Source organism: Bacillus sp. G402, from assembly GCF_051172515.1.
GTDB lineage: Bacteria > Bacillota > Bacilli > Bacillales > Bacillaceae > Bacillus > Bacillus altitudinis.
Window position 1 is genome coordinate 178,310 of record NZ_JBPIZC010000001.1, and the last position, 22,902, is coordinate 201,211.

Below are 22,902 nucleotides of genomic sequence, written 5' to 3' on the forward strand. Positions count from 1 at the left end.
TGTTGTGAAGAAATTTGTTTTCCTTTTCATCCTGTTATGTGTTGCTGCTGGGTGCTCAAAACCAGTTCAGGAAAGTGTGATTGCATTTGGTGACAGTAACACAAGAGGATCGAACTGGGATTTTCGAGATTATCCAACATCTGAAAAATGGGTGAATCTCATGAAAAACGTCGAGCGCGGCCAAATCAAGGTACAGAATGCCGGAATTGGCGGGCAGACAACAGAAGATGCGAAGCTGCGCTTTGAGCAGGATATTTTAAAACAAAAACCAACTTACGTCCTCATCATGTTCGGTACAAATGATGCGGCGATTCTAGACGGGAAACATCCCCGTGTGACCAAAAAACGATTTAAAGAAAACTTATCCTACTTCATTTCTGAAAGTAGAAAAGAGGGAATTACCCCGATCCTCATGACGTGCGTGCCTGTGGTGGAAGGAGGCAAAAAGGGCTTGTATTATTATTCTAGATATAAGTCATCTTATTTTGCTGAGAGAGGCGGGGCGAGAGCTTGGCAAAACTCATACAATGACATCACAAGACAAGTAGCTGAAAAACAGCAAGTGCCGCTTGTCGACAATTGGAAAGCGTTCATCCGAGAAGCAGGTGAAGATAGTGACAACGCCTTGATTCAGTCTGGCCTCATTGACCCTTCTGGCAATCATATGACACCAAAAGGGGCAAGAATCATTTATAACGAAATCAAAGAGCGTGATGTCATTAAACATTTTTAAATGCAGGCCATCTGCCTAAACAAGACGATCCATCTCGCATAGTCTAACAGTATATCTTCCTAGAAGGAGGTAACTGATATGTGGGGATGTCCTTATCCTTACCCTGCGTGTTCGCCTTATCCAGCTCAAGGAGCAGGAATCGGTTACGCTTTTCTTGTTGTGTTCCTTGTCGTCATTTTGGTCGTAGGTGGAGGGTTATGGTTTTGGAATGAACAGCCTTGCAAATAAGACACCTCTTCTTTGATCAGAAGGGGTGTTTTTTACGGAAAATAGTAGTAAGCCTATAGCGCAAGTGATATAATATCAGTCACCTGAGTTTAAAAAAGGAGAGTGCTCGGGAGGCATGGTTCCTGGATATATGGAATTAAGAGGAAACAGAGAGCATATGCCCGAGCGAACGTCTTTTCATTTCTGTCTCAATTAATTCAATGAAGTCGCGATTTAAGTTCATTTCATTTGCTTTATAATACGATTCTATAAGTAAATCATCTGACAGCTTTTTCATACTAGAAACCCATATGATGGGAAAAACACCTCCCCTGAAAAAGTTGGCATAAAACTTGAGGAAAAGACATATCATCATAGGTTGATCGAATGTCTTTGAAGTACCTTTAATCTACCATGAATGGGAAACAAGAACAATCGTTCTGTTATCCACATGGTTAAGTGGATAACTTGTGGGTAGAGTGTTTATAATTGAATGAAAGCGTGATGAAATATAGGTGGATAATGTGTGTAAAATTATCCACACCTGTTGAAGGTCCTCATCATATGTCGAAAACTTTTTCATTGTATTCGATAGACAGACAAATTGTGATTTGATTCGACACAATCGCTGAAAAACCAATGGAAGAAAGGGTGCAAATTGTGCTAAAGAAGTATTTCTTACCGGATGAATTTGTGAAAAGTATTTTCCACATTTCGCCGCAAAAACTAAAAGAACGAAATGTAAAAGGAATTATTACGGATTTAGATAACACACTAGTAGAATGGGATCGTCCAAGTGCGACCCCGCGTTTAATTGAATGGTTTCAAGAGATGAAAGATCACGGGATACAGGTGACGATTGTATCGAACAATAATGAAAAAAGGGTCAAGCTTTTTTCTGAGCCGGTTCATATCCCGTTTATTTATAAAGCGAGAAAACCGATGGGAAGAGCCTTTAATAAGGCCGTCGCTGATATGCAATTGAAGAAAGAAGATGTGGTTGTCATTGGCGATCAGCTTATGACAGATGTGCTTGGCGGAAACAGGCATGGCTTCCATACCATTTTGGTTGTACCTGTTGCGGCATCGGACGGATTTTTCACGAAGTTTAACAGGCAGATTGAACGCAGAATTTTAGGAGCCTTAAAGCGTAAGGGCCACATTCAGTGGGAGGAAGAGTAATAATGGAAAAGGTTGTTTGTATTGGCTGCGGTGTAGCCATTCAGACGGAAGATAAAGATCAATTAGGATATGCGCCGGCAGCATCTCTATTGAAAGAAGATGTGATCTGTCAGCGCTGTTTTAGGTTAAAGAACTACAATGAAATTCAGGATGTATCTTTAACAGAAGACGACTTTTTAAATATTTTACACAGCATTGGCGAGACTGATTCTCTGATCGTCAAGGTCGTTGATATTTTTGACTTTAACGGAAGCTGGATTAATGGACTGAGCCGTATTGTTGGTGGTAATCCCATTTTACTTGTCGGCAACAAGGTAGATATTTTACCAAAATCCGTGAAAAAAGACCGTCTTGTTCAATGGATGAAGCGGGAAGCAAAAGAAAATGGGCTCAATCCGATCGATGTGTTTTTAATCAGTGCGAGCAGAGGACAAGGTGTGCCTGAGGTCATGGAGGCCATTGATCATTACCGTGAGGGCAGAAATGTCTATGTTGTCGGCTGTACAAATGTTGGGAAATCAACATTTATTAACCGCATTATCAAAGAGGTGTCTGGAGAAGAGAATGTGATCACCACATCCCAATACCCAGGGACAACACTTGATGCGATTGAAATCCCGCTTGATGACGGGTCTGCTTTATTCGATACACCGGGGATCATCAACTGCCATCAAATGGCGCACTATGTTGGCAAAAATGACTTAAAGATTTTAACGCCGAAAAAAGAATTGAAACCGAGAACGTTCCAGTTAAATGAAGCTCAAACGCTTTACTTTGGCGGACTGGCTCGATTTGATTATGTAAAAGGCGGCAGAACATCCTTTGTCTGCTATATGCCAAATGAACTCAACATTCATAGAACGAAGATGGAGAATGCAGATGACTTATATGAAAAGCATGCAGGTGAACTGCTTTCACCGCCATCAAAAGAGGGAATGGAAGATTTCCCGCCGCTCGTTCCGCACACTTTCACCATCGATCAGCCAAAAATGGACATTGTCTTTTCAGGATTAGGCTGGGTGACTGCAAATGATGCTGGAAAACAAATCAAAGTGTATGCGCCAAAAGGCGTGCACGTGTTTATGAGACGTTCGTTAATTTAAATGTTCAGAGGGGGAGAGACCTTGAAACCTTTATACGGAGTAATCGGTAACCCTGTTGGCCATTCAATGTCTCCGGATATTCATAATGCAGCGCTAAAGGATGCTGGAATTGATGGACATTATCATGGCTTTCAAGTAGAAAATGATGACCTGAAAGATGCGATTAGCGGCATGAAAGCGTTAGGAATCAGCGGCATTAACGTCACTGTTCCGCACAAGGTAGACATCATGAAGTACCTCGACAAAATTGATGTGACAGCTGAACGCCTTGGTGCCGTCAATACGGTGCGTCTCGAAGGAGATCAGCTCGTTGGGTACAATACAGATGGAGAAGGCTTTCTTCATTCATTGCTTGAAGCGTTGGATCAGCCGTTATCAGAGCTGTCATTTCTCCTGCTTGGTGCTGGTGGAGCAGCAAGAGCGATTTACACGACAATTGCTGAGTATGCACCGAAACAATTTGATATCGCCAACCGCACCATTGAAAAAGCTGAGGCTTTAATTGAAAGTGCCGATGGGAAAATCACATCTCGTGCCATTGCATTAAATACAGCAGAAGAGCGGCTTGGGGAATATGATGTCATCATCCATACGACCTCAATTGGTATGTATCCGAATGTTGAAGAAACCCCAATTTCTTTAGCGAACGCAAAAAAAACAGCGGTCGTTTGTGATATTGTGTATAATCCAATAGAAACAAAGCTGCTAAGCGAAGCAGCCGGGTTAGGTTTGAAAACAGTCGATGGCGTCGGCATGTTTGTTGGTCAGGCGGTAAGAGCCTTTGAACTGTGGACGGGCATTACACCTGACGCCCGAAAAATGAAGTCAATTGTCATAGAGAAATTAGGAGGAACACCATGTTAAAAGGTAAGCAAAAACGTTTTTTACGTGCGCAAGCACATCATTTATCACCTATTTTTCAAGTTGGAAAAGGCGGGGTAAATGACAATATGGTCAAGCAAATTTCCGAGGCGCTTGAAGCAAGAGAACTTTTGAAAGTCAGCGTATTGCAAAACTGCGACGAGGACAAAACAGAGGTTGCAAAAGCACTTGTAAAAGGTGCAAAAGCTGAACTCGTTCAAACGATCGGAAATGTGATTGTCCTTTATAAGGAATCAAAGGAAAATAAACAAATTAAGCTGCCGTAAAGGTGGATATGATATGAAAAAAATAGGGTTGTTCGGCGGTACGTTTGATCCCCCGCATAATGGGCATTTGCTGATGGCAAGTGAGGTGCGTTTCCAAGTAGGGCTTGATGAAATTTGGTTTATCCCAAATCACAAGCCCCCTCATAAAACGGGCCGAAAACGAGCAGAGAGTCATCACCGCGTAAAAATGGTGGAAAAAGCGATTCAGACAAATCCTCATTTTCGAGTTGAGCTTATTGAAATGGAGCGGGAGGGCCCATCTTATACAGTAGATACGGTTGAGCTGTTAAAGAAGCGCCATCCTGAAGATGAGTTCTTTTTTATGATTGGAGCGGACATGGTCGAGTATTTGCCGAAATGGCATAGAATCGATGATTTGCTTCAGATGATCACCTTTATTGGGATGAAAAGACCAGGTTATGAAGGAAGTACGGCGTATCCTCTTTTGTTTGCAGATGTTCCGGCTTTTGATGTATCATCGACATTGATTAGGCAGCGAATGAAGCAGGGGAAACCTGTTGATTATTTGATTCCGAAAGCTGTTGAGTGTTATATAAAGGAGCATCATTTATATGAATCGTGAAGAAGCGTTAAACTGTGTCAAACAGCAGTTAACAGAGCATAGATATACACATACAATTGGGGTCATGGAGACGGCCATTTCATTAGCTGAACGTTTTGGTGCAGATGTGAAAAAAGCAGAGGTCGCGGCTATTTTCCACGATTATGCTAAATTTAGACCGAAAGAAGAAATGAAGGGCATCATCGAGCAAGAACAGATGAACCCTCTATTGCTTAAATATTCACCTGAGCTTTGGCATGCCCCAGTTGGTGCCTATTTGGTCAAAAAAGAAGTTGGAATTGACGACCGAGATATTTTAACAGCCATTGAATTCCATACGTCCGGCAGACCGAACATGACATTGCTTGAAAAAGTTATTTATGTCGCCGACTATATAGAGCCAGGACGCCATTTTCCTGGTGTAGAGGAAGTAAGAGAGTTAGCAGAGCAGGATTTGGACCTTGCCTTGATTCAATCTTTAAAAAACACCGTCAGCTTTTTAATGAAAAAGAATCAGCCAGTTTTCCCAGATACACTTGCTACTTATAACTCACTTGTGCAAAAGAACAACTAAGGAGGAATTTTGATGGATGCATCATCAATTTTAAACATCGCAGCAGGAGCGTGCGATGATAAACGGGCAGAGGACATTATTGCCCTGAATATGCAAGGGATCTCACTTGTTGCAGATTATTTTCTCATTTGTCACGGGAATTCTGACAAACAAGTACAGGCCATTGCAAGAGAAGTGAAACACCTTGCAGAAGAAGGCGGCATCGAAGTTAAAAAGATGGAAGGCTTTGACGAAGCAAGATGGGTCTTGATTGATTTAGGAGATGTCATTGCTCATGTGTTCCACAAAGAGGAAAGAGGATACTATAACTTAGAGAAGCTTTGGGGAGATGCGCCGAGAGAAACGCTTTCGCTTGGCATTAACTCATGATTTATCAAGGGTTTGCAGGTGTGTATGATGAGCTCATGACACATGCCCCTTATGATGAATGGGTTCAGTGGATACAGCGGTATATCAAGCCAAATAGTGCGATTATCGATGTAGGTTGTGGAACTGGAGAGATCTCTCTTCGGTTAGCTGCAAAAGGCCACATGGTCACAGGAATTGACCTAAGTGAAGAGATGCTGGCATTTGCGCAGCAAAAAGCACAGGCTCATAAGCAGTCTATTCAATTTTTACATCAAGATATGAGAGAGCTTGAGGGGTTTGAACAAACTTTTCAAGCAGCGGTTATTTGCTGTGATTCTTTGAATTATCTAAAAAACGAAAATGACGTCAAAAAAACCTTTAAAAACATGTTTCAGCTTTTAGAGACAGGTGGGGTTTTATTGTTTGATGTTCATACCCCTTTTAAAATGGAAGAGGTATTTCCTGGCTCTACTTATGCCGATCAAGATGAAGAAATCAGCTACATTTGGCAGAGTGATAAAGGAGATCATCCATTTTCAGTCATTCATGATTTAAGCTTTTTTGTAAAAGACGGAGACGTGTATGAGCGTTATGATGAAACGCACGAACAGCGTACATTTCCTTTTGAGACATATGCAGCGTTCCTTGAGTCCGCTGGCTTTGAACAGATTGAAGTGACCGCTGATTTTACAAATGAAGCACCTCAAGAATGTGCAGAAAGATATTTTATTTCAGCGAAGAAACCAAAAACCATCGTTTAATGGAACGATGGTTTTTTAAAACCCTTTTTTCGCTTGTTGCGAAGATGTTTAATTTCTGAGATCATCAGTAAACACACTCGGTGGGTATTGATGCGCAACCGCTTCTATATCCTCATCGAACTTGTCATGAGTGTTCTGGAAAAGCTGATGGAACATATCTTGAACACCTGCTTCAAGTGCTTTAATGCCCTCGCCGGTGACGCCGCCTTTTACACACACCTTCTCTTGCAGTGTAGGCAGGGTATACACCCTTTTTTCAATCAAACGGCCAAGTCCTACAAGCATATCTTCTGATAAGGTAGTGGCTTCTTCTTTTGAAATATCCGTTTCTTCAACAGCGGCTTCAATCATTTTCTGAACAAGAAAGCTAATAAAGGCAGGACCGCAGCTGACAATGTCTGAGGCTGCCCGTGTGATTGAATGATGAATTTCGATTGGTGTTGAAATGCGGGAAGCGAGTTGTCTGAGCGCTGCTTTTGTCGTGACATTGCATGATGAACCAAATGTTAAAAGTGATGCGCCTGATAATGCGCGGTTGGTGATGCTTGGGATCAGTCTGGCTGTTTGACAAGGAACAATATCTTGAAGCTGTTCAGGATGAACCGGACTTGTAATGATGACAATGGTTTGCTGTTCTTTTAAAAGTGGGCTCAGCTCTTTTAAAAGCGGATAAATATCAAGTGGTTTGACACAAACAAAGATGAAATCTTTATCCGTTACAGCTCCTGAAAGCTGTTTCGTCACTTCGACCTCTGGGTGATTCTTTTTTATATTGAACGCTTTTTCGATGGTCCGATTTGTAATGGTGATGGATGAGGGATTGACTGCTTTTGATTCAATAAATGCCTCAGTAAGTATGGTACCCATGTTTCCTGTACCGATTAACCCTATATTCAAACGTTCTCCCTCCTTAGACGCATAGGATCTGTTATCTTCTAAACAGTATGTGAAGCAGCGTGAAAATATGATTGAAAGAAGCGTGAACAAGTGAAGCAGCTCATTTCGTTGAAAAAATACAGTCTTTATCTGATAGCGGGAATCATTATCCTCGTCATCCTCATCATCTGTTTCTGCTTTTTAGTAGGAAAAGAGAAAGGCAGCGCCGAGCCAGGTGTATTGAAAGAACAACATGAAACGCAAGTCACATTAGAAGAAAAACAAGAGAGTGCAGAAAAAGAGCCAACATCCATCGTAGTAGAGGTCAAAGGAGCTGTACGGAAGCCGGGCGTTTATGCATTTATGGCTGAGGACAGAGTTGAAGAAGCCATTAAAAGAGCAGGTGGTTTTACGAGCAAGGCAGATACAGTTGACATCAATCAAGCAGCAAAATTAGAGGACAGTATGATGATTTATGTACGAAAGAAGGGGGAAGGTGACAAGCAGGGACAAACAGCAGCGGTTGATACGCCGCCGGGAAATGAACAGAGTCAAGGGGTGAATGTCAATCAAGCTGATGCAGCGGAATTGCAGACCATTAACGGAATAGGCCCAGCCAAAGCGGAAGCCATCATTGCGTATAGAGAAGAACATGGAGAATTTCAGCAAATTGAAGATTTGGGGAATATTTCGGGTTTTGGAGAGAAGACCATTGAACGGCTGAAAAATCAACTGACGGTCAAGTAGAATTGACGGTATAGAAGCAAGGCATGTACACTTAATATCAACCATCATTCTGGAGGGATCAGCTCGTGGAGAGAATTTCATGGAATCAATATTTTATGGCTCAAAGCCATTTGCTTGCCTTGCGAAGCACCTGTGAGCGGCTAGCTGTTGGGGCAACGATCGTAAGAGACAAGCGCATCATCGCAGGTGGATATAATGGATCCATTGCCGGCGACGTGCATTGTGCAGATGTAGGATGCTATGTGATAGATCATCATTGCGTTCGTACAATCCATGCGGAGATGAACGCTATTTTACAATGTGCCAAATTTGGTGCACCAACGGCTGATGCTGAAATATATGTGACGCATTTTCCTTGCTTGCAGTGCTGTAAAGCGATTATTCAAGCAGGTATTCGAACAGTGTATTATGCGAAGGATTATAAAAATCATCCATATGCTGTTGATTTATTTGAACAGGCCGGAGTTCAAACAGAACAGGTTGAATTAGATGAGATGATTATTGACTTAAAAAACCAAGAAAAATTAGCCTTTGTTGCGGATTTAATAGGCAAACTAAGTGAATCAGGACGTAGCGAAACAGAAATTCGTCAAATGCATGAAAAGGCGAATCAATTATTTACTTCCTATGTTTAAGTATTTGCCGTTCGGGGCGATTTCAGCAGCTGCTGGAATTGCTCTGGCCGCATATCATCTTCATTTGTATTTTCTCCTTTTTCTTCTAGTATTTCTTCTTTTCAGTCTGCTGAAAAAAACACCCCAGCTCTTTTTAATGGTCAGTTTGTGTGGAACGATCTATATGCTCATTTTTATGGTGCATCAGTTTTTTGAAACGGATCATCCCATGCAAGAAAAAGCATTTTCTCATTCGGTTGTGATTGAAACGATCCCGAAAATAGATGGCAATCGCTTTTCAGCGACTGTTTCATCAGAGAATCGTCGACTAGCGGCATTTTATACGATTCAAACAGAGCGTGAAAAAGAAGCACTAAAAGATGTTGGGCCAGGTATGAGCTGTCATATGACAGGTGAGATGCGGTTGCCTAAACATGCAACCATACCGAATGGCTTTCAATATGATCAATTTCTAAAAACAAAAGGCATTGATGCTATTTTCTTAACGCAGTCTATGAAAAGCTGCACGAAACATGACAGCCCTTCACATGACCTTTCATCTATTAGGCAGAAGGGGTTGAAATTTCTAGAAGATCACGTTCCGAAGAATTCTGTTGGGATTGTGCAGGCACTTATTTTTGGCGATCGTGATTTAATAGACCCTGATACATTAAGAGATTATCAAATGCTTGGCATCATTCATTTATTAGCCATTTCAGGACTTCATGTTCAAACATTGCTCGCTTGTCTATTTTGGTGTCTACTCCGCGCTGGCGTGACAAGAGAGACAGCACGTATTCTTTTAATATCCTTTTTGCCGGTTTATGCTTGTTTAACAGGTGCTGCACCGTCTGTGTTAAGAGCCTGTCTCATGGCTGGAATTTATTTAGTCATCACAAGCCTGCCAAAAGAAATGAAACAGCCTTCTGCGGTCGTGTTAAGTGCAGCGTTCTTGCTTTTATTAGCCATTCAACCACTTTATATATTTGATGTCGGTTTTCAGCTGTCATTTGTGGTGACCTTATTTATTTTGCTATCCACTAGTATTTTATCAAAAGCAAAAAGTTCGGTGATGCAGTTATTTCTCATTTCCTTGATTGCACAGCTTGCTTCGCTTCCTGTTCTTTTATATTATTTTCAACAATTTTCCTTGCTGAGTGTTCCTTTAAATATGATGTTCGTTCCTTTTTATACAATGGTTGTCATGCCTCTGTCCTTATTCTTTTTTCTTTTATCTATCATTTATCTTCCGCTTGGACAAACACTGTTTCAGCTGCTTGATTGGGTGATCCAGTTTAGTCATCAATTGTCTGCACACATGGCTGCTTACGATAGTCTTACTCTCATTTTTATGAAATCGACATGGTGGCATGTGCTCCTAGAGGTTTCCTCCATTGTTTTTCTATTCATTGTGATGGAATGTAAAACTTCTATCAAATCTTATCTTGTGCCGATTTTGATTCTCGTTTGTGTGCTGGCTGTACACTATTTCACGCCGAATTTTCTTCAAAAAGGAGAGGTCACGATGTTAGATGTAGGACAAGGGGATAGTTTGTTTATTCAGTTACCTTATCGAACCGGGCATATATTAGTCGATACAGGAGGCAGACTTTCTTTTGAAGAAGAGCCATGGAAAAAAAGACGTAAAGTATCTACAATTGGGGATCAAACCCTTATTCCATTTCTGCATTCTAAAGGCATAGCAAAACTTGATGTCCTCATCCTTACCCATGCAGATCAAGATCATATGGGAGAAGCGATGCGATTAATAAAGCGAAATAAAGTCAAACGCCTTGCAATCCCAAAAGGCTTTGCCCGAAATCCAGAGGATGCGCAGCTTTTAAAGGAAGCGGCTGATCAACGGATTCCTGTAGATGAGTTGGAAAGAGGGGATCAGCTGAGAATTGGAGGACAAAAATTTGACGTTCTGCATCCCGCACGTGACCAGGTGACGAGTAAAAATAATGATTCACTGGTCCTCACCTTTACGCTTGGCGGTAAGCGTTTTATGCTGACTGGGGATCTTGAACAAGAAGGGGAACGAGACATCATTCAAGCTTACCCCAAGCTACGAGCGGATGTCTTGAAGGTTGGGCATCACGGGAGTAAAGGATCAACAAGTGAAGAATGGCTTCAGCATTTGAAGCCGTCATATGCACTGATTTCAGCAGGTGAACGAAATCGGTATCACCATCCTCATCAAGAAGTTTTGAAAAAATTAAATGATCATCAAACAAAGGTGTATCGTACAGATATCGATGGAAGTGTGACCTATGAATTTCTTGAAGAGGATGGAACATTTTACGCTCATCCTCCATATGATATCTTACAAAATCAATAAAAAAACTGCCAAAACGGCAGTCATCTTGCATTCATGTAGTTAAGATCCAACGAGGTGTATCACTGTTGCCAAAATAAACATTGAGGCGAAAAATCCGAATGTGACGATAAAACCAACAGCTGAGTCGGTCACATCATTCCGCTTGCTTTGAACATTCTTTTCAAATTCATTCATTTTCATCCCTCCTGGCTATTTTTAGTATACTTGAACTCATTTGGAATTGCTAGAAGGTAAAGTAACCGTTTTCCATTTTCATGATCATTTTGTGAATATCGTCTGACTGTAAGCTGACCCGGGAGCTTACGTGAGACGTTTACTATAAATGAGGAGGCGGCACTTTCAGCTTCCTCTTTACTAATGTCTCTACACACTTTAGGATAGAGGAGGAAGTGAAAGAGAGGGATTTAAGCGAATGGTCTTTGAAGTATGGAACAATTTAAAAAAAGGGGATATCCATCCCGTTTATTGCTTATATGGAAAAGAAACGTATTTACTTCAAGAGACAGCTGCAAAATTGAGACAAGCTGTCGTCGACGAAGAAACAAAGGATTTTAATTACTCTGTCTTCGATATGGAAGAGGTGCCGCTTGAGCAGGCTGTGACGGACGCAGAAACATTTCCGTTTATGGGAGAGCGGCGTCTCGTTGTGATCAAGAACCCTTATTTCCTCACTGCAGAAAAGAAAAAAGAAAAGATTGAGCATCAGCTTTCTGTGTTAGAAGCTTATTTAGAAAAGCCAGCACCCTATACGATTCTCGTGTTATTAGCGCCATATGAAAAACTGGACGAACGTAAGAAAATCACCAAATTGTTAAAAAAGAAAGCGGCTGTGGTTGAGGCGAAAGAGTTAAATCCGAAAGAAACAACAGATTTCACCATCACCCTGGTGAAAACAGAAGGAAAAACAATCTCGGCTGAAGCGGCAGAACAGCTTGTCATGTTATGTGGCGGGAGCCTGTCCTCACTTTTTCAAGAGGTTCGAAAGCTAAGTACATATATTGGGCAGCGAGAGGAAATTGAGCTGGCGGATGTCAATCAGCTCGTTGCACGAAGTTTGGAGCAGAATATTTTCGAACTGATTAACCAAATCGTGAACAGGCGCCGGTCTGAAGCGATGCAAATGTTTTATGACCTCCTAAAGCAAAATGAGGAACCCATTAAAATATTGGCACTCATTTCAAATCAATTTCGGTTGATATTGCAGACAAAGTACTTTGCTCAACAGGGGTACGGGCAAAAACAAATTGCGTCAAACCTGAAAGTCCACCCATTCCGGGTCAAACTCGCGATGGATCAGGCAAGACTGTTTTCAGAAGAAGAGCTAAAGTACATCGTCAAAGAGCTCTCCACGATTGATTATGAAATGAAAACGGGTAAAAAGGACAAGCAGCTATTATTAGAATTGTTCCTGCTTCGGTTATTAGGGGCTTGAACATAAAAAAAACGACCTTCTCAAAAGAGGGTCGTTTTTGTTTAGATGTATAATTGCCAGTCTGTCCTTAGGCTCGGCCGTTCAGGACGGACGTACAGTTAAACAGGTGCCTCATCACTGAGGCGTTGCAATCATTATGCAGAAAGTCCGTTTACTTGTTTCGCAAGTCTTGATTTGTAACGCGCAGCTGCGTTTTTGTGTACAAGACCAGTTTTAACGGCTTTGTCAATGCGTTTTGCAGCAGAAGAAAGAGCAGCTTTTGCTTGCTCAGCATCGTTGTTAGCTACAGAAACTTCAACTTGTTTAATCGCAGTACGCATCGCAGACTTGATTGTTGCGTTGTGTGCACGGCGTTCGTTATTCGTTTTTGTACGTTTGATCGCTGATTTAATATTTGGCATGTGTTTCACCTCCTAAGATACAACCTAAACACAATTGTCTTAAGGTTAAATCTTCACAATAGAACAAATTGTATTCTATCAAACACACCTTTAGAATGCAATATAAATGTAAAGTATTTTTCATTGATGAAGCGCTCGAATGTTTCTTGAAAGAGATGGAAAGACTACTGTTAATTACTTGATGGAAGGAGCCTTTTCATGAAGAAACAGAAACTTGATTTAAGCGCTTATCAAATCCGGACCGATTTGGCCGTTGAAACAAAAGAGATACTAGAACAAGAGAACGATCCGAATGTGGTCAAAAAGGACGGTATTCAAGGAATTGTTGAGAAGGAGAAGGAAGAGCACGGCATCCGCATCCGCACTGTGGAGATTACGACAGAAGGAGAAGAGTTGACCGGAAAAAAGGCAGGGACATACTTGACGCTTGAGGCGCAAGGAATTCGGGAGAAAGACTCTGAGATGCAAGAAAAAGTGGTTGAAGTTTTTGCCCATCATTTTGCTCAATTTTTAAAAGATCACGGCATTCAGGCGGATGCGAGCTGTCTTGTCGTAGGACTCGGAAACTGGAATGTCACGCCGGATGCTTTAGGGCCGCTCACAGTTGAAAATTTGCTGGTGACACGCCATTTATTTGAATTACAGCCTGAGAATGTGCAGGAAGGCTATCGCCCAGTGTCTTCATTATCGCCTGGGGTCATGGGGCTGACTGGTATAGAAACAAGTGACATTATACAAGGTGTCATTGAACGATCTAAACCAGATTTTGTGATCGCCATCGATGCACTGGCTGCACGTGCAGTAGAACGGGTGAATACTACAATTCAAATTTCTGATACAGGTATACATCCAGGATCGGGTGTCGGAAATAAACGAAAAGAATTAAGCAAAGAGACCTTGGGGATTCCAGTCATTGCCATTGGTGTACCAACAGTGGTCGATGCAGTGACGATCGCAAGTGACACGATTGATTACGTGTTAAAGCATTTTGGTAGAGAACTGAAAGATGATAGACCTTCCCGATCTTTAGTACCAGCGGGTCTGACATTTGGCAAGAAAAAAGTGCTGAATGAAGAAGATTTGCCAGATGATGAAACGCGTCAATCCTTTTTAGGAATCGTCGGAACGCTTCCTGAAGAAGAAAAAAGACAGTTGATCCATGAGGTGCTTGCACCGCTTGGACAAAATCTAATGGTCACACCGAAGGAAGTGGATACATTCATTGATGACATGGCGAACGTCCTCGCCAATGGGTTAAATACAGCACTTCATCAAAAAATCTCTCAAGACAACATGGGTTCCTATAATCATTAATCAGTTCTACTTTCTCTAGCTCGCTCATAGTGTAATTACTAGAAAGCGTGCTGGAGGGAGTAAATCATGAAAAAAAGACCTCGCCGTCCTCGACAGTTGGTCGTTGCGATTAATGGAACAAAAGTAGTGAAGAGTATTTTTTTGTTTATTGTCTCTCTGGTGGTTGTGTTTGTCATGTCAGGGGCTTTGACGTCTTTAAAACCTGAGCTTAGGCCTCAAGCATCATTATATGGTGTGGCAGATGAGCTGTCAGGGGCATTCTTTGCAACTCTAATGGGGATGGAAAATCAATATTTTTCCTCAGCAGTCCCTGAAGATCAAAAAGGATTTCATTTCTCCGGGCTGTCACTCAAACTTGCCACAAGTATCAATTTAGAAGACCCCCGCAGTTTTCTAGGAAGAGAGCTGCCAGGCTTTGAACACTTTGATACAAAAATCATCCTAGCAGGTGAAGGTACAGACTACACGAATATGCCAATGGAATCGCCGCCTCCAAGTGAAGTCATCAAAGATGAAAAAGAAGCAAATCTAGCTGAGCTGGACAAGCTTGATGAAGATGAACCGAAAACGCCTGCAAAAGAGCCGGACCAGTCGACAGGAAAACGAAAAGCTGTATACATTTATCACACACATAATACGGAATCATATTTACCATTTTTAAAAGGAGAAACAAACCCAAACAATGCGCGCCACTCAAAAGTGAACGTCACCCTTGTCGGGGAGATGTTTGGTAAAGCGCTCGATCAGCAAGGAATCGGCAACACAGTGGATAAAACAGAAATTGAAAAAAGACTGCTGAAAAAAGGGTTGAAGTATCCTCAATCATATAATGAATCCAGATTGGTTGTAAAAGAAGCTCTCGCTAAAAATGATGACCTAGATTACTTAATCGATATTCACCGGGATTCAAGAAGAAAGAAAGATACGACAGTAGAAATCAAAGGCAAGAAATATGCGAGAATCGCGTTTGTTGTAGGGAAGAAGAATCAAAGCTATGAGAAAAACTTAAAGCTGGCGACAGAGTTCCACCATTTGATGGAGAAAAAATATAAAGGACTTAGTGTCGGTGTGTTTGCCAAAGGAGAAATTGGTGATAATGGAATCTATAATCAAGATTTATCTGACAAAGCCCTCCTATTAGAATTTGGCGGTGTGGATAATAATATGGAAGAACTGAAAAACGCATCCAATGCAGCAGCTGATGTGTTCAGTGAAATTTTCTGGGACGCAGAAAAGGTAGACGGCAAAGCAAAGGATGAGAAAAAACGGTCTTAAGGTGGTGGAGGACATGGGCTCATTTATCGGAAAAACCATTATTTTATCGCTCGTATTGCTATTCGGTGTCTTTTTAGGAATGCAGCAAGCTAATAATGGCATGCTGCAAATGAAAGGGTATCATGATCCGCAATTAAAAGGGGCCTTCACTGTCCAAACGAATGATGATCAAGAAAAAGAAGCTTCTATCCTCGGAACAGCTGTCACACAAAAAGACTTAGCAGAAAAACAAAAGCAGCTAGAAGAAATGGAGAGCTTTAATGCCTTCTCTAAGGCCGGAAAAGCATTATCAGATGGTATGACGCATGCAGCCCGTACACTTTATGATTGGGTGAATGGTAAATAAACTGTTGTAAGCATCATGTTGGATGTTATTTCATAAGATATCACACCTTTTCATGAAAGCCGCTAACCGATGAGCGGCTTTTCTTGATTTCGATTGAATCTTTACAGCCCTATTGATATAATCTAACCTAGCGCAACCCGCGTTTTATAGTAGGAGTGATAGATTGTGACAGATAAAGAAAAACGATTAGAACGGCAATCAAGAATTCGAAATTTCTCCATTATCGCCCATATTGACCATGGGAAATCCACATTGGCTGACCGTATTTTAGAAAAAACAGCGGCGATTACGCAACGAGAAATGAAAGAACAATTACTTGATTCCATGGACTTAGAGCGTGAACGCGGCATTACGATCAAATTAAACTCTGTCCAGCTGAAATATCAGGCGAAGGATGGAGAAGAATATATTATGCACCTGATTGATACACCAGGGCATGTCGACTTCACCTATGAGGTATCTCGAAGCCTAGCTGCCTGTGAAGGTGCAATTCTTGTGGTGGATGCAGCACAAGGCATTGAGGCTCAGACACTTGCGAACGTTTATTTAGCTCTTGATAACAACTTAGAAATCCTGCCGATCATTAACAAAATTGATCTGCCGAGTGCAGAACCTGAACGTGTAAGACAAGAAATTGAAGATGTCATCGGGTTGGATGCATCTGAAGCTGTTCTTACCTCTGCTAAGGCGGGCATCGGGATCGAGGATATTTTAGAACAAATCGTCGAAAAGGTGCCGGCACCAGCTGGAGATCCAGAAGCACCACTTCAAGCCCTCATTTTTGATTCTCTCTACGATGCGTATCGTGGCGTCATTGCTTACATACGAATTGTCGAAGGAACCGTCAAACCGGGTCAAAAAATCAAGATGATGGCGACAGGCAAAGAATTTGAAGTGCTTGAAGTCGGCGTATTTACACCGAAAGCAATGCCAACAGACGAACTCACTGTTGGAGATGTTGGCTATTTAACAGCTGCTATTAAAAATGTTGGCGATACACGTGTAGGGGATACGATCACAAGTGCGGTAAACCCTGCGAAAGAAGCTCTACCTGGATATAGAAAGCTGAACCCAATGGTGTACTGCGGCCTTTATCCAATTGACACAGCGAAATATAACGACTTGCGTGAAGCGTTAGAAAAGCTTGAATTAAATGATTCTTCACTTCAATATGAGGCAGAGACATCCCAAGCACTGGGCTTCGGCTTCCGCTGCGGCTTCCTTGGCATGCTTCATATGGAAATCATCCAAGAACGGATTGAACGTGAATTTAAAATCGACCTCATTACGACAGCGCCAAGTGTTATTTACGATGTGTATATGACAGACGGAGAAAAAATTGTTGTAGATAACCCATCCAATTTGCCTGATCCGCAAAAGATTGAGCGAATTGAAGAGCCATACGTGAAGGCAACAATGATGGTGCCAAATGATTATGTTGGTTCTGTGATGGAGCTTTGCCAAGGAAAGCGCGGCAATTTCATTGATATGCAATATCTTGATGCAAACCGCGTGAGCATTGTGTACGAAATTCCTCTGGCAGAGATCGTATACGAATTCTTTGATCAATTAAAGTCCAATACAAAAGGGTATGCATCCTTTGATTACGAGCTGATCGGCTATCGCCCATCCACTCTAGTGAAAATGGATATCATGCTCAATGGCGAAAAAATCGATGCACTTTCCTTTATTGTTCACCGTGACTATGCGTATGAACGCGGAAAGATCATTGTAGAAAAGCTGAAAGAACTGATTCCGCGCCAGCACTTTGAAGTACCAGTTCAGGCAGCGATCGGTCAAAAGATTGTTGCTCGGTCTACCATTAAAGCAATGCGCAAGAACGTACTAGCGAAGTGTTATGGTGGAGATATTTCCCGGAAAAGAAAGCTTCTTGAGAAGCAAAAAGAAGGGAAAAAGCGCATGAAGCAAGTGGGTTCTGTAGAAGTCCCGCAAGAAGCATTTATGGCCGTGCTGAAAATGGACGACAGCACACCGAAAAAATAACATCCTCAAGGCAACCTGCTTTACAATGCTCGCCTTGACGTTTATAGTCGAAAACAAACGAAGAGGCCGCAGCGATAAACTGCGGCTCTTTACCTGTAAAGAAGGTGTCAATAATTGAAAGCAGCATACATTCACATTCCATTTTGTGAGCACATTTGTCACTATTGTGATTTCAATAAATTTTTCATTAAAACCCAACCTGTCGATGAATACTTAGCCGCACTTGAAAAAGAAATGCAGCACACGATCGATCAAAAAGGAGAGCAAGAACTAAAGACGATCTTTATTGGTGGGGGAACCCCGACATCACTGACAACCAGCCAGTTAGATCAGCTTATGGACAGCATTCACCGCGTATTAAAACCAACCAAAAACTTAAGCGAGTTTGCAGTAGAAGCAAACCCCGACGAACTATCGCTTGAGAAATTGAATGTCTTAAAATCAGCAGGCGTTAATCGGCTCAGCTTTGGTGTTCAAACATTTGAAGATGACCTGCTCAAAAAAATCGGACGGGTTCATCAAAAGAAAGATGTTCTCACATCTTTCGAGCGAGCAAGAGCAGTTGGGTTTGACAACATTAGTCTTGATCTGATGTTTGGTTTGCCTCATCAAGAGAAGCATCATGTCATGCATTCACTAGAGACCGCTTTTTCATTAGGTGCAGAACATTATTCGGTTTATTCGCTGATTGTCGAGCCGAAGACGGTTTTTTACAATTTAATGCAAAAAGGGAAACTGCATTTACCACCGCAAGAACGTGAGGCTGAAATGTATGAGCTCGTCATGGATGAAATGGAGCGGCACGGACTCAAACAATATGAGATTAGCAATTACGCCAAACCAGGTTTTGAAAGCCAGCATAACCTCACCTATTGGAGCAACGAAGATTACTTTGGTTTTGGCGCAGGAGCGCACGGGTATGTAGATGGCGTCCGTAATGTGAACGCTGGACCAGTGAAGCATTACTTAGAGCTCATTGAACAAACAGGGTTTCCATATAAGGAAACGCATCAGGTGACAAAAGCAGAACAGATTGAAGAAGAAATGTTCTTAGGTTTGCGGAAAATTGAAGGCGTGAAAAGTGCTCACTTTCAAGCGAAATTTGGAGCATCACCAGAAGCACTCTTTCCCGCCATTCTTGAAGAATTAGCAGAAAAAGGTCTCATTGAACAGGATGAGATTGGCATTCGTTTAACAAGAAAAGGAAAATTGTTAGGGAATGAAGTATTTCAAGCGTTTCTCGGTGAGTTATAATTGACATTTTAATTTGAGTTTGGTAATTTTGTTTATACAATTAGCACTCGTTGAAAGAGAGTGCTAACAGGGGTGATGATGATGTTAACAAATCGTCAGCTTTTGATTCTACAAGTCATTATTAATGACTTTATTCGTTCGGCGCAGCCAGTTGGATCAAGGACTCTTTCCAAAAAAGAAGACATTACATTCAGCTCTGCGACGATTAGAAACGAAATGGCTGATTTGGAGGAACTCGGTTTTATTGAAAAGACCCATTCTTCATCAGGAAGAATTCCTTCCGAAAAAGGATATCGTTATTATGTAGATCATTTGCTCTCTCCGCGAAAACTGTCATCTAAAGAGCTTGTGCTCATCCAGTCAGTATTTCAGGAGAAAATTTTTGAGCTGGAAAAAACAGTTCAAAAATCGGCGGAAATTTTATCAGATCTCACAAACTACACATCGATTGTCCTTGGTCCAAAGCTAAGTGAAAATCGATTGAAGCAAATTCAGCTTGTCCCTGTCCAGCCTAATAAAGCAGTAGCGATTATGATTACAGACAGCGGGCATGTTGAAAACAAAACCATTACCTTCTCTGAGCATCTTGATGTCTCCGATATTGAGAAGCTAATGAATATTTTAAACAGCCGCTTAGCCGGAGTCCCGATGGATCAGCTGAAGGACAGGATGTATAAAGAAGTAGTGATGCTCCTTCGCACGCATTTAAAAGACTATGATCATATTTTAGATGCACTTGGTAACACATTCACTTCAACACAAAATGAATCAAAACTTTTCTTTGGCGGGAAGATTAATATGTTGAACCAGCCAGAGTTTCATGACATTGACCGCATTCGTTCACTCATGATGCTGATTGAACAAAAGAACGATGTCATGCAGCTGTTTCATCCAAATCAGCAAGGAATCACCATTAAAATCGGTTCAGAAAACAATTTGGAAGCAATGGAGAACTGCAGTTTAATCACAGCAACTTATGCGATTGATCAAAAATCACTCGGCTCCATCGCTGTCATTGGTCCAACCCGTATGGATTACGGGCGAGTCGTTAGTCTTTTGCATCATGTATCAAAAGACTTGTCAAACGCACTTTCCAATTTGTATGATGAGTAGGGTGATAAAAGGTGGGGGCACAGCCCCTTCGTATAATTGAATCTTTTGAGGGAGGTGAACACAATGTCAGAAGAAAAACAGACACCTGAGCAAGCAGCAGAGGTTGAAGCACAAGAAGAAGCAGTTCAAGCAGAAACTGAGGAAGTAAAGCACGATGAACAGTCTGCCTTCCAAGAGAAGATTGATGAATTGCAGCAGCTTCTAGATGAAAAAGAAAACAAAATTCTGCGTGTTCAAGCAGATTTTGAAAACTATAAACGCCGTGCTCGAACTGAAGTGGAGACCGTGCAAAAATATCGTTCTCAACATGTTGTCAGCGACCTTCTCCCAGCTCTCGACAACTTTGAAAGAGCGCTTGGAATCGATCCAGACAATGAGCAGACGAAAAGTTTGTTAGAAGGTATGCAAATGGTCTACCGCCAGCTGGTAGAAGCGTTGAAAAATGAAGGCGTTGAACCAATTGAAGCTGTCGGCAAAGAGTTCGATCCAAACCTTCATCAAGCCGTCATGCAAGTTGAAGATGAAAACTACGATTCAAACATCGTTGTAGAAGAATTGCAAAAGGGCTATAAACTCAAAGACCGAGTTATTCGTCCATCAATGGTAAAAGTAAATCAATAACTACATAATGGGAGGTCATCGAATATGAGTAAAATCATTGGTATTGACTTAGGAACAACAAACTCATGCGTTGCAGTACTCGAAGGCGGCGAGCCAAAAGTTATTGCAAACGCTGAAGGAGCACGTACAACACCATCTGTTGTCGCTTTTAAAAATGGAGAGCGCCAAGTAGGTGAAGTAGCGAAACGTCAATCAATTACAAACCCAAACACCATCATGTCTGTTAAAAGACATATGGGTACAGATTATAAAGTAGAAGTTGAGGGCAAGAACTACACGCCGCAGGAAATCTCTGCAATCATCCTTCAACATCTTAAATCTTACGCTGAAGCTTATCTTGGCGAAGAAGTAACAAAAGCGGTTATTACAGTTCCTGCTTACTTCAACGATGCAGAGCGCCAAGCAACAAAAGATGCTGGTAAAATTGCTGGTCTTGAAGTAGAACGTATCATCAACGAACCAACAGCAGCTGCACTTGCTTATGGTTTAGATAAAACAGATGAAGATCAAACGATCCTTGTATATGACCTTGGTGGCGGTACATTTGACGTATCAGTCCTTGAGCTTGGAGACGGCGTCTTTGAAGTACGCTCAACTGCTGGGGACAACCGTCTAGGTGGAGACGATTTTGACCAAGTCATCATCGATCATCTAGTGGCTGAGTTCAAAAAAGAAAACGGCATTGATCTTTCTAAAGATAAAATGGCGCTTCAGCGTTTAAAAGATGCTGCTGAAAAAGCGAAAAAAGATCTTTCTGGTGTATCATCTACACAAATCTCACTGCCATTTATCACAGCTGGAGATGCAGGTCCTCTTCACCTAGAATTAACGCTAACGCGAGCTAAATTCGAAGAGCTTTCTGCAGACCTTGTAGAGCGTACAATGACACCTGTACGTCAATCACTGAAAGATGCAGGTCTATCTGCTAGTGAGATTGATAAAGTCATCCTTGTTGGTGGATCAACTCGTATTCCTGCAGTACAAGAAGCAATCAAAAAAGAAACAGGTAAAGAGCCTCATAAAGGCGTAAACCCTGATGAAGTGGTTGCACTTGGTGCGGCAATTCAAGGTGGAGTTATCACAGGAGATGTCAAAGACGTTGTTCTTCTTGACGTCACACCACTTTCTTTAGGAATTGAAACAATGGGCGGCGTATTCACAAAGCTGATTGAACGTAATACAACCATTCCAACAAGTAAATCTCAAGTATTCTCAACGGCTGCTGACAACCAAACTGCTGTAGACATTCACGTCTTACAAGGTGAGCGTCCAATGGCAGCAGACAACAAAACATTAGGTCGTTTCCAATTGACTGATATCCCGCCAGCACCACGCGGCGTACCACAAATCGAAGTATCTTTTGATATCGATAAAAACGGTATCGTAAACGTACGTGCGAAAGATATGGGTACTGGAAAAGAACAAAACATCACAATCAAATCTTCTTCAGGTCTTTCTGATGATGAGATCGAAAAAATGGTCAAAGAAGCAGAAGAAAATGCTGAAGCAGATGCAAAGAAAAAAGAAGAAATCGAAGTGCGCAATGAAGCAGATCAATTAGTGTTTACAACAGAAAAAACATTAAAAGATCTTGAAGGCAAAATCGATGAAGAGCAAGTGAAAAAAGCGAATGATGCAAAAGATGCGCTAAAAGCTGCGATCGAAAAAGGCGAGCTTGAAGACATTAAAGCGAAAAAAGATGAGCTACAAACAATCGTTCAAGAATTAACGACAAAGCTCTATGAAGAAGCTGCAAAACAAGCACAAGCTCAGCAAGAAGGCGCTGAAGGTGCTCAAAAAGCAGATGACAATGTAGTGGATGCAGAATACGAAGAAGTAAACGACGATCAAGAGAAAAAATAATCACCTTTACTTTTGAAAAAGACTGCTGAAACGTACTCGTCAGAAAGTCAAAGTCAGGATCTCTTGGCTTTGACTTTTTTCTT

Annotated in this window: 26 protein-coding genes; 22 read left to right on the forward strand and 4 right to left on the reverse strand. The window is 41.6% G+C overall.

Annotated features, from left to right (window positions below):
- Positions 1-4 precede the first annotated feature (4 nt).
- Positions 5-733 (forward strand): SGNH/GDSL hydrolase family protein, encoded by a 729-nt coding sequence (locus ACSBQP_RS00930; RefSeq protein WP_169476094.1) that lies wholly within the window; start codon positions 5-7, stop codon positions 731-733.
- 78 nt (positions 734-811) lie between these two features.
- Entirely contained in the window at positions 812-961 is a 150-nt protein-coding gene (locus ACSBQP_RS00935) for a hypothetical protein (RefSeq protein ID WP_003217499.1), read from the forward strand.
- A 136-nt stretch (positions 962-1,097) separates the two neighbouring features.
- Here the strand turns inward: ACSBQP_RS00935 and ACSBQP_RS00940 are convergent, their stop codons facing one another.
- Positions 1,098-1,238: a sporulation histidine kinase inhibitor Sda gene (locus ACSBQP_RS00940; protein ID WP_003217327.1), complete on the reverse strand. Its 141-nt coding sequence runs from the start codon at positions 1,236-1,238 to the stop codon at positions 1,098-1,100.
- A 362-nt stretch (positions 1,239-1,600) separates the two neighbouring features.
- Here ACSBQP_RS00940 and ACSBQP_RS00945 point away from each other — a divergent pair, with 362 nt between their 5' ends.
- The 8 genes from ACSBQP_RS00945 to ACSBQP_RS00980 are packed head-to-tail and all read left to right on the forward strand — an operon-like array spanning position 1,601 to position 6,618.
- Positions 1,601-2,122 carry a YqeG family HAD IIIA-type phosphatase gene (locus ACSBQP_RS00945; RefSeq protein WP_008356191.1) on the forward strand — a complete coding sequence of 174 codons (522 nt, stop codon included), beginning with the start codon at positions 1,601-1,603 and terminating at the stop codon, positions 2,120-2,122.
- A 2-nt stretch (positions 2,123-2,124) separates the two neighbouring features.
- Positions 2,125-3,225 (forward strand): ribosome biogenesis GTPase YqeH, encoded by a 1,101-nt coding sequence (gene yqeH / locus ACSBQP_RS00950; RefSeq protein ID WP_435028109.1) that lies wholly within the window; start codon positions 2,125-2,127, stop codon positions 3,223-3,225.
- Positions 3,226-3,246: 21 nt separating this feature from the next.
- Complete coding sequence (gene aroE, locus ACSBQP_RS00955; RefSeq protein WP_019743209.1) at positions 3,247-4,089, forward strand: shikimate dehydrogenase; 843 nt, start codon at positions 3,247-3,249, stop codon at positions 4,087-4,089.
- Positions 4,083-4,373, forward strand: coding sequence for a ribosome assembly RNA-binding protein YhbY (gene yhbY, locus ACSBQP_RS00960; RefSeq protein ID WP_008342507.1), 291 nt, complete (start codon positions 4,083-4,085; stop codon positions 4,371-4,373). The genes aroE and yhbY overlap by 7 nt, the downstream gene beginning before the upstream one ends.
- A 13-nt stretch (positions 4,374-4,386) precedes the next feature.
- Entirely contained in the window at positions 4,387-4,956 is a 570-nt protein-coding gene (locus tag ACSBQP_RS00965) for a nicotinate-nucleotide adenylyltransferase (RefSeq protein ID WP_008342505.1), read from the forward strand.
- On the forward strand, positions 4,946-5,509 hold the full coding sequence (yqeK, locus tag ACSBQP_RS00970) for a bis(5'-nucleosyl)-tetraphosphatase (symmetrical) YqeK (RefSeq protein WP_041091337.1): 564 nt from the start codon (positions 4,946-4,948) through the stop codon (positions 5,507-5,509). Before ACSBQP_RS00965 ends, yqeK begins: the two co-directional genes overlap by 11 nt.
- 12 nt (positions 5,510-5,521) lie before the next feature.
- Entirely contained in the window at positions 5,522-5,878 is a 357-nt protein-coding gene (rsfS, locus tag ACSBQP_RS00975; protein WP_008342502.1) for a ribosome silencing factor, read from the forward strand.
- Positions 5,875-6,618 carry a class I SAM-dependent DNA methyltransferase gene (locus tag ACSBQP_RS00980; protein WP_046344028.1) on the forward strand — a complete coding sequence of 248 codons (744 nt, stop codon included), beginning with the start codon at positions 5,875-5,877 and terminating at the stop codon, positions 6,616-6,618. Before rsfS ends, ACSBQP_RS00980 begins: the two co-directional genes overlap by 4 nt.
- A gap of 48 nt (positions 6,619-6,666) precedes the next feature.
- Here ACSBQP_RS00980 and comER read toward each other — a convergent pair whose 3' ends face one another.
- A complete protein-coding gene (gene comER, locus ACSBQP_RS00985) occupies positions 6,667-7,515 on the reverse strand; it encodes a late competence protein ComER (protein WP_076822247.1) in 849 nt (282 codons plus the stop codon).
- Positions 7,516-7,605: 90 nt separating this feature from the next.
- Here comER and ACSBQP_RS00990 point away from each other — a divergent pair, with 90 nt between their 5' ends.
- The 3 genes from ACSBQP_RS00990 to ACSBQP_RS01000 all read left to right on the forward strand — a co-directional run bounded on the left by ACSBQP_RS00990 (position 7,606) and on the right by ACSBQP_RS01000 (position 11,196).
- Entirely contained in the window at positions 7,606-8,241 is a 636-nt protein-coding gene (locus tag ACSBQP_RS00990; protein ID WP_076822245.1) for a ComEA family DNA-binding protein, read from the forward strand.
- A gap of 65 nt (positions 8,242-8,306) precedes the next feature.
- Entirely contained in the window at positions 8,307-8,876 is a 570-nt protein-coding gene (locus tag ACSBQP_RS00995) for a ComE operon protein 2 (protein ID WP_008342495.1), read from the forward strand.
- On the forward strand, positions 8,869-11,196 hold the full coding sequence (locus tag ACSBQP_RS01000) for a DNA internalization-related competence protein ComEC/Rec2 (protein ID WP_206116236.1): 2,328 nt from the start codon (positions 8,869-8,871) through the stop codon (positions 11,194-11,196). The genes ACSBQP_RS00995 and ACSBQP_RS01000 overlap by 8 nt, the downstream gene beginning before the upstream one ends.
- A 39-nt stretch (positions 11,197-11,235) precedes the next feature.
- Here ACSBQP_RS01000 and ACSBQP_RS01005 read toward each other — a convergent pair whose 3' ends face one another.
- On the reverse strand, positions 11,236-11,370 hold the full coding sequence (locus tag ACSBQP_RS01005) for a YqzM family protein (RefSeq protein WP_008342491.1): 135 nt from the start codon (positions 11,368-11,370) through the stop codon (positions 11,236-11,238).
- A gap of 238 nt (positions 11,371-11,608) precedes the next feature.
- On the opposite strand from ACSBQP_RS01005, the gene holA reads away from it, so the two are divergent.
- Entirely contained in the window at positions 11,609-12,628 is a 1,020-nt protein-coding gene (holA, locus tag ACSBQP_RS01010; RefSeq protein ID WP_017358025.1) for a DNA polymerase III subunit delta, read from the forward strand.
- A 134-nt stretch (positions 12,629-12,762) separates the two neighbouring features.
- Here holA and rpsT read toward each other — a convergent pair whose 3' ends face one another.
- Complete coding sequence (gene rpsT / locus ACSBQP_RS01015; protein ID WP_008342485.1) at positions 12,763-13,029, reverse strand: 30S ribosomal protein S20; 267 nt, start codon at positions 13,027-13,029, stop codon at positions 12,763-12,765.
- A 198-nt stretch (positions 13,030-13,227) separates the two neighbouring features.
- Here rpsT and gpr point away from each other — a divergent pair, with 198 nt between their 5' ends.
- The 8 genes from gpr to dnaK all read left to right on the forward strand — a co-directional run bounded on the left by gpr (position 13,228) and on the right by dnaK (position 22,819).
- Positions 13,228-14,343, forward strand: a complete 1,116-nt coding sequence (gene gpr / locus ACSBQP_RS01020) for a GPR endopeptidase (protein ID WP_008342483.1) — start codon at positions 13,228-13,230, stop codon at positions 14,341-14,343.
- A 66-nt stretch (positions 14,344-14,409) separates the two neighbouring features.
- Positions 14,410-15,618, forward strand: coding sequence for a stage II sporulation protein P (locus tag ACSBQP_RS01025; protein WP_050827433.1), 1,209 nt, complete (start codon positions 14,410-14,412; stop codon positions 15,616-15,618).
- A 13-nt stretch (positions 15,619-15,631) separates the two neighbouring features.
- Positions 15,632-15,964 carry a YqxA family protein gene (locus tag ACSBQP_RS01030; RefSeq protein WP_017358024.1) on the forward strand — a complete coding sequence of 111 codons (333 nt, stop codon included), beginning with the start codon at positions 15,632-15,634 and terminating at the stop codon, positions 15,962-15,964.
- A 165-nt stretch (positions 15,965-16,129) separates the two neighbouring features.
- On the forward strand, positions 16,130-17,968 hold the full coding sequence (gene lepA / locus ACSBQP_RS01035; protein WP_008342476.1) for a translation elongation factor 4: 1,839 nt from the start codon (positions 16,130-16,132) through the stop codon (positions 17,966-17,968).
- A gap of 114 nt (positions 17,969-18,082) precedes the next feature.
- Entirely contained in the window at positions 18,083-19,222 is a 1,140-nt protein-coding gene (gene hemW / locus ACSBQP_RS01040; RefSeq protein WP_435028110.1) for a radical SAM family heme chaperone HemW, read from the forward strand.
- Positions 19,223-19,303: 81 nt separating this feature from the next.
- Positions 19,304-20,335: a heat-inducible transcriptional repressor HrcA gene (gene hrcA / locus ACSBQP_RS01045; protein ID WP_008342473.1), complete on the forward strand. Its 1,032-nt coding sequence runs from the start codon at positions 19,304-19,306 to the stop codon at positions 20,333-20,335.
- Positions 20,336-20,398: 63 nt separating this feature from the next.
- Positions 20,399-20,956, forward strand: a complete 558-nt coding sequence (grpE, locus tag ACSBQP_RS01050) for a nucleotide exchange factor GrpE (RefSeq protein WP_008342471.1) — start codon at positions 20,399-20,401, stop codon at positions 20,954-20,956.
- 24 nt (positions 20,957-20,980) lie between these two features.
- On the forward strand, positions 20,981-22,819 hold the full coding sequence (gene dnaK, locus ACSBQP_RS01055) for a molecular chaperone DnaK (RefSeq protein WP_008342469.1): 1,839 nt from the start codon (positions 20,981-20,983) through the stop codon (positions 22,817-22,819).
- Positions 22,820-22,902: the final 83 nt, after the last annotated feature.

Coding starts and splice junctions, on each gene's coding strand:
- dnaK (WP_008342469.1), top strand. CDS start 20,981: ATGAGTAAAATCATTGGTATTGACTTAGGAACAACAAACTCATGCGTT.
- gpr (WP_008342483.1), top strand. CDS start 13,228: ATGAAGAAACAGAAACTTGATTTAAGCGCTTATCAAATCCGGACCGAT.
- ACSBQP_RS00965 (WP_008342505.1), top strand. CDS start 4,387: ATGAAAAAAATAGGGTTGTTCGGCGGTACGTTTGATCCCCCGCATAAT.
- ACSBQP_RS00935 (WP_003217499.1), top strand. CDS start 812: ATGTGGGGATGTCCTTATCCTTACCCTGCGTGTTCGCCTTATCCAGCT.
- hrcA (WP_008342473.1), top strand. CDS start 19,304: ATGTTAACAAATCGTCAGCTTTTGATTCTACAAGTCATTATTAATGAC.
- yhbY (WP_008342507.1), top strand. CDS start 4,083: ATGTTAAAAGGTAAGCAAAAACGTTTTTTACGTGCGCAAGCACATCAT.
- rpsT (WP_008342485.1), bottom strand. CDS start 13,029: ATGCCAAATATTAAATCAGCGATCAAACGTACAAAAACGAATAACGAA.
- ACSBQP_RS01000 (WP_206116236.1), top strand. CDS start 8,869: ATGTTTAAGTATTTGCCGTTCGGGGCGATTTCAGCAGCTGCTGGAATT.
- yqeH (WP_435028109.1), top strand. CDS start 2,125: ATGGAAAAGGTTGTTTGTATTGGCTGCGGTGTAGCCATTCAGACGGAA.
- ACSBQP_RS00980 (WP_046344028.1), top strand. CDS start 5,875: ATGATTTATCAAGGGTTTGCAGGTGTGTATGATGAGCTCATGACACAT.
- ACSBQP_RS01005 (WP_008342491.1), bottom strand. CDS start 11,370: ATGAATGAATTTGAAAAGAATGTTCAAAGCAAGCGGAATGATGTGACC.
- ACSBQP_RS01030 (WP_017358024.1), top strand. CDS start 15,632: ATGGGCTCATTTATCGGAAAAACCATTATTTTATCGCTCGTATTGCTA.
- ACSBQP_RS00940 (WP_003217327.1), bottom strand. CDS start 1,238: ATGAAAAAGCTGTCAGATGATTTACTTATAGAATCGTATTATAAAGCA.
- ACSBQP_RS01025 (WP_050827433.1), top strand. CDS start 14,410: ATGAAAAAAAGACCTCGCCGTCCTCGACAGTTGGTCGTTGCGATTAAT.
- rsfS (WP_008342502.1), top strand. CDS start 5,522: ATGGATGCATCATCAATTTTAAACATCGCAGCAGGAGCGTGCGATGAT.
- grpE (WP_008342471.1), top strand. CDS start 20,399: ATGTCAGAAGAAAAACAGACACCTGAGCAAGCAGCAGAGGTTGAAGCA.
- holA (WP_017358025.1), top strand. CDS start 11,609: ATGGTCTTTGAAGTATGGAACAATTTAAAAAAAGGGGATATCCATCCC.
- yqeK (WP_041091337.1), top strand. CDS start 4,946: ATGAATCGTGAAGAAGCGTTAAACTGTGTCAAACAGCAGTTAACAGAG.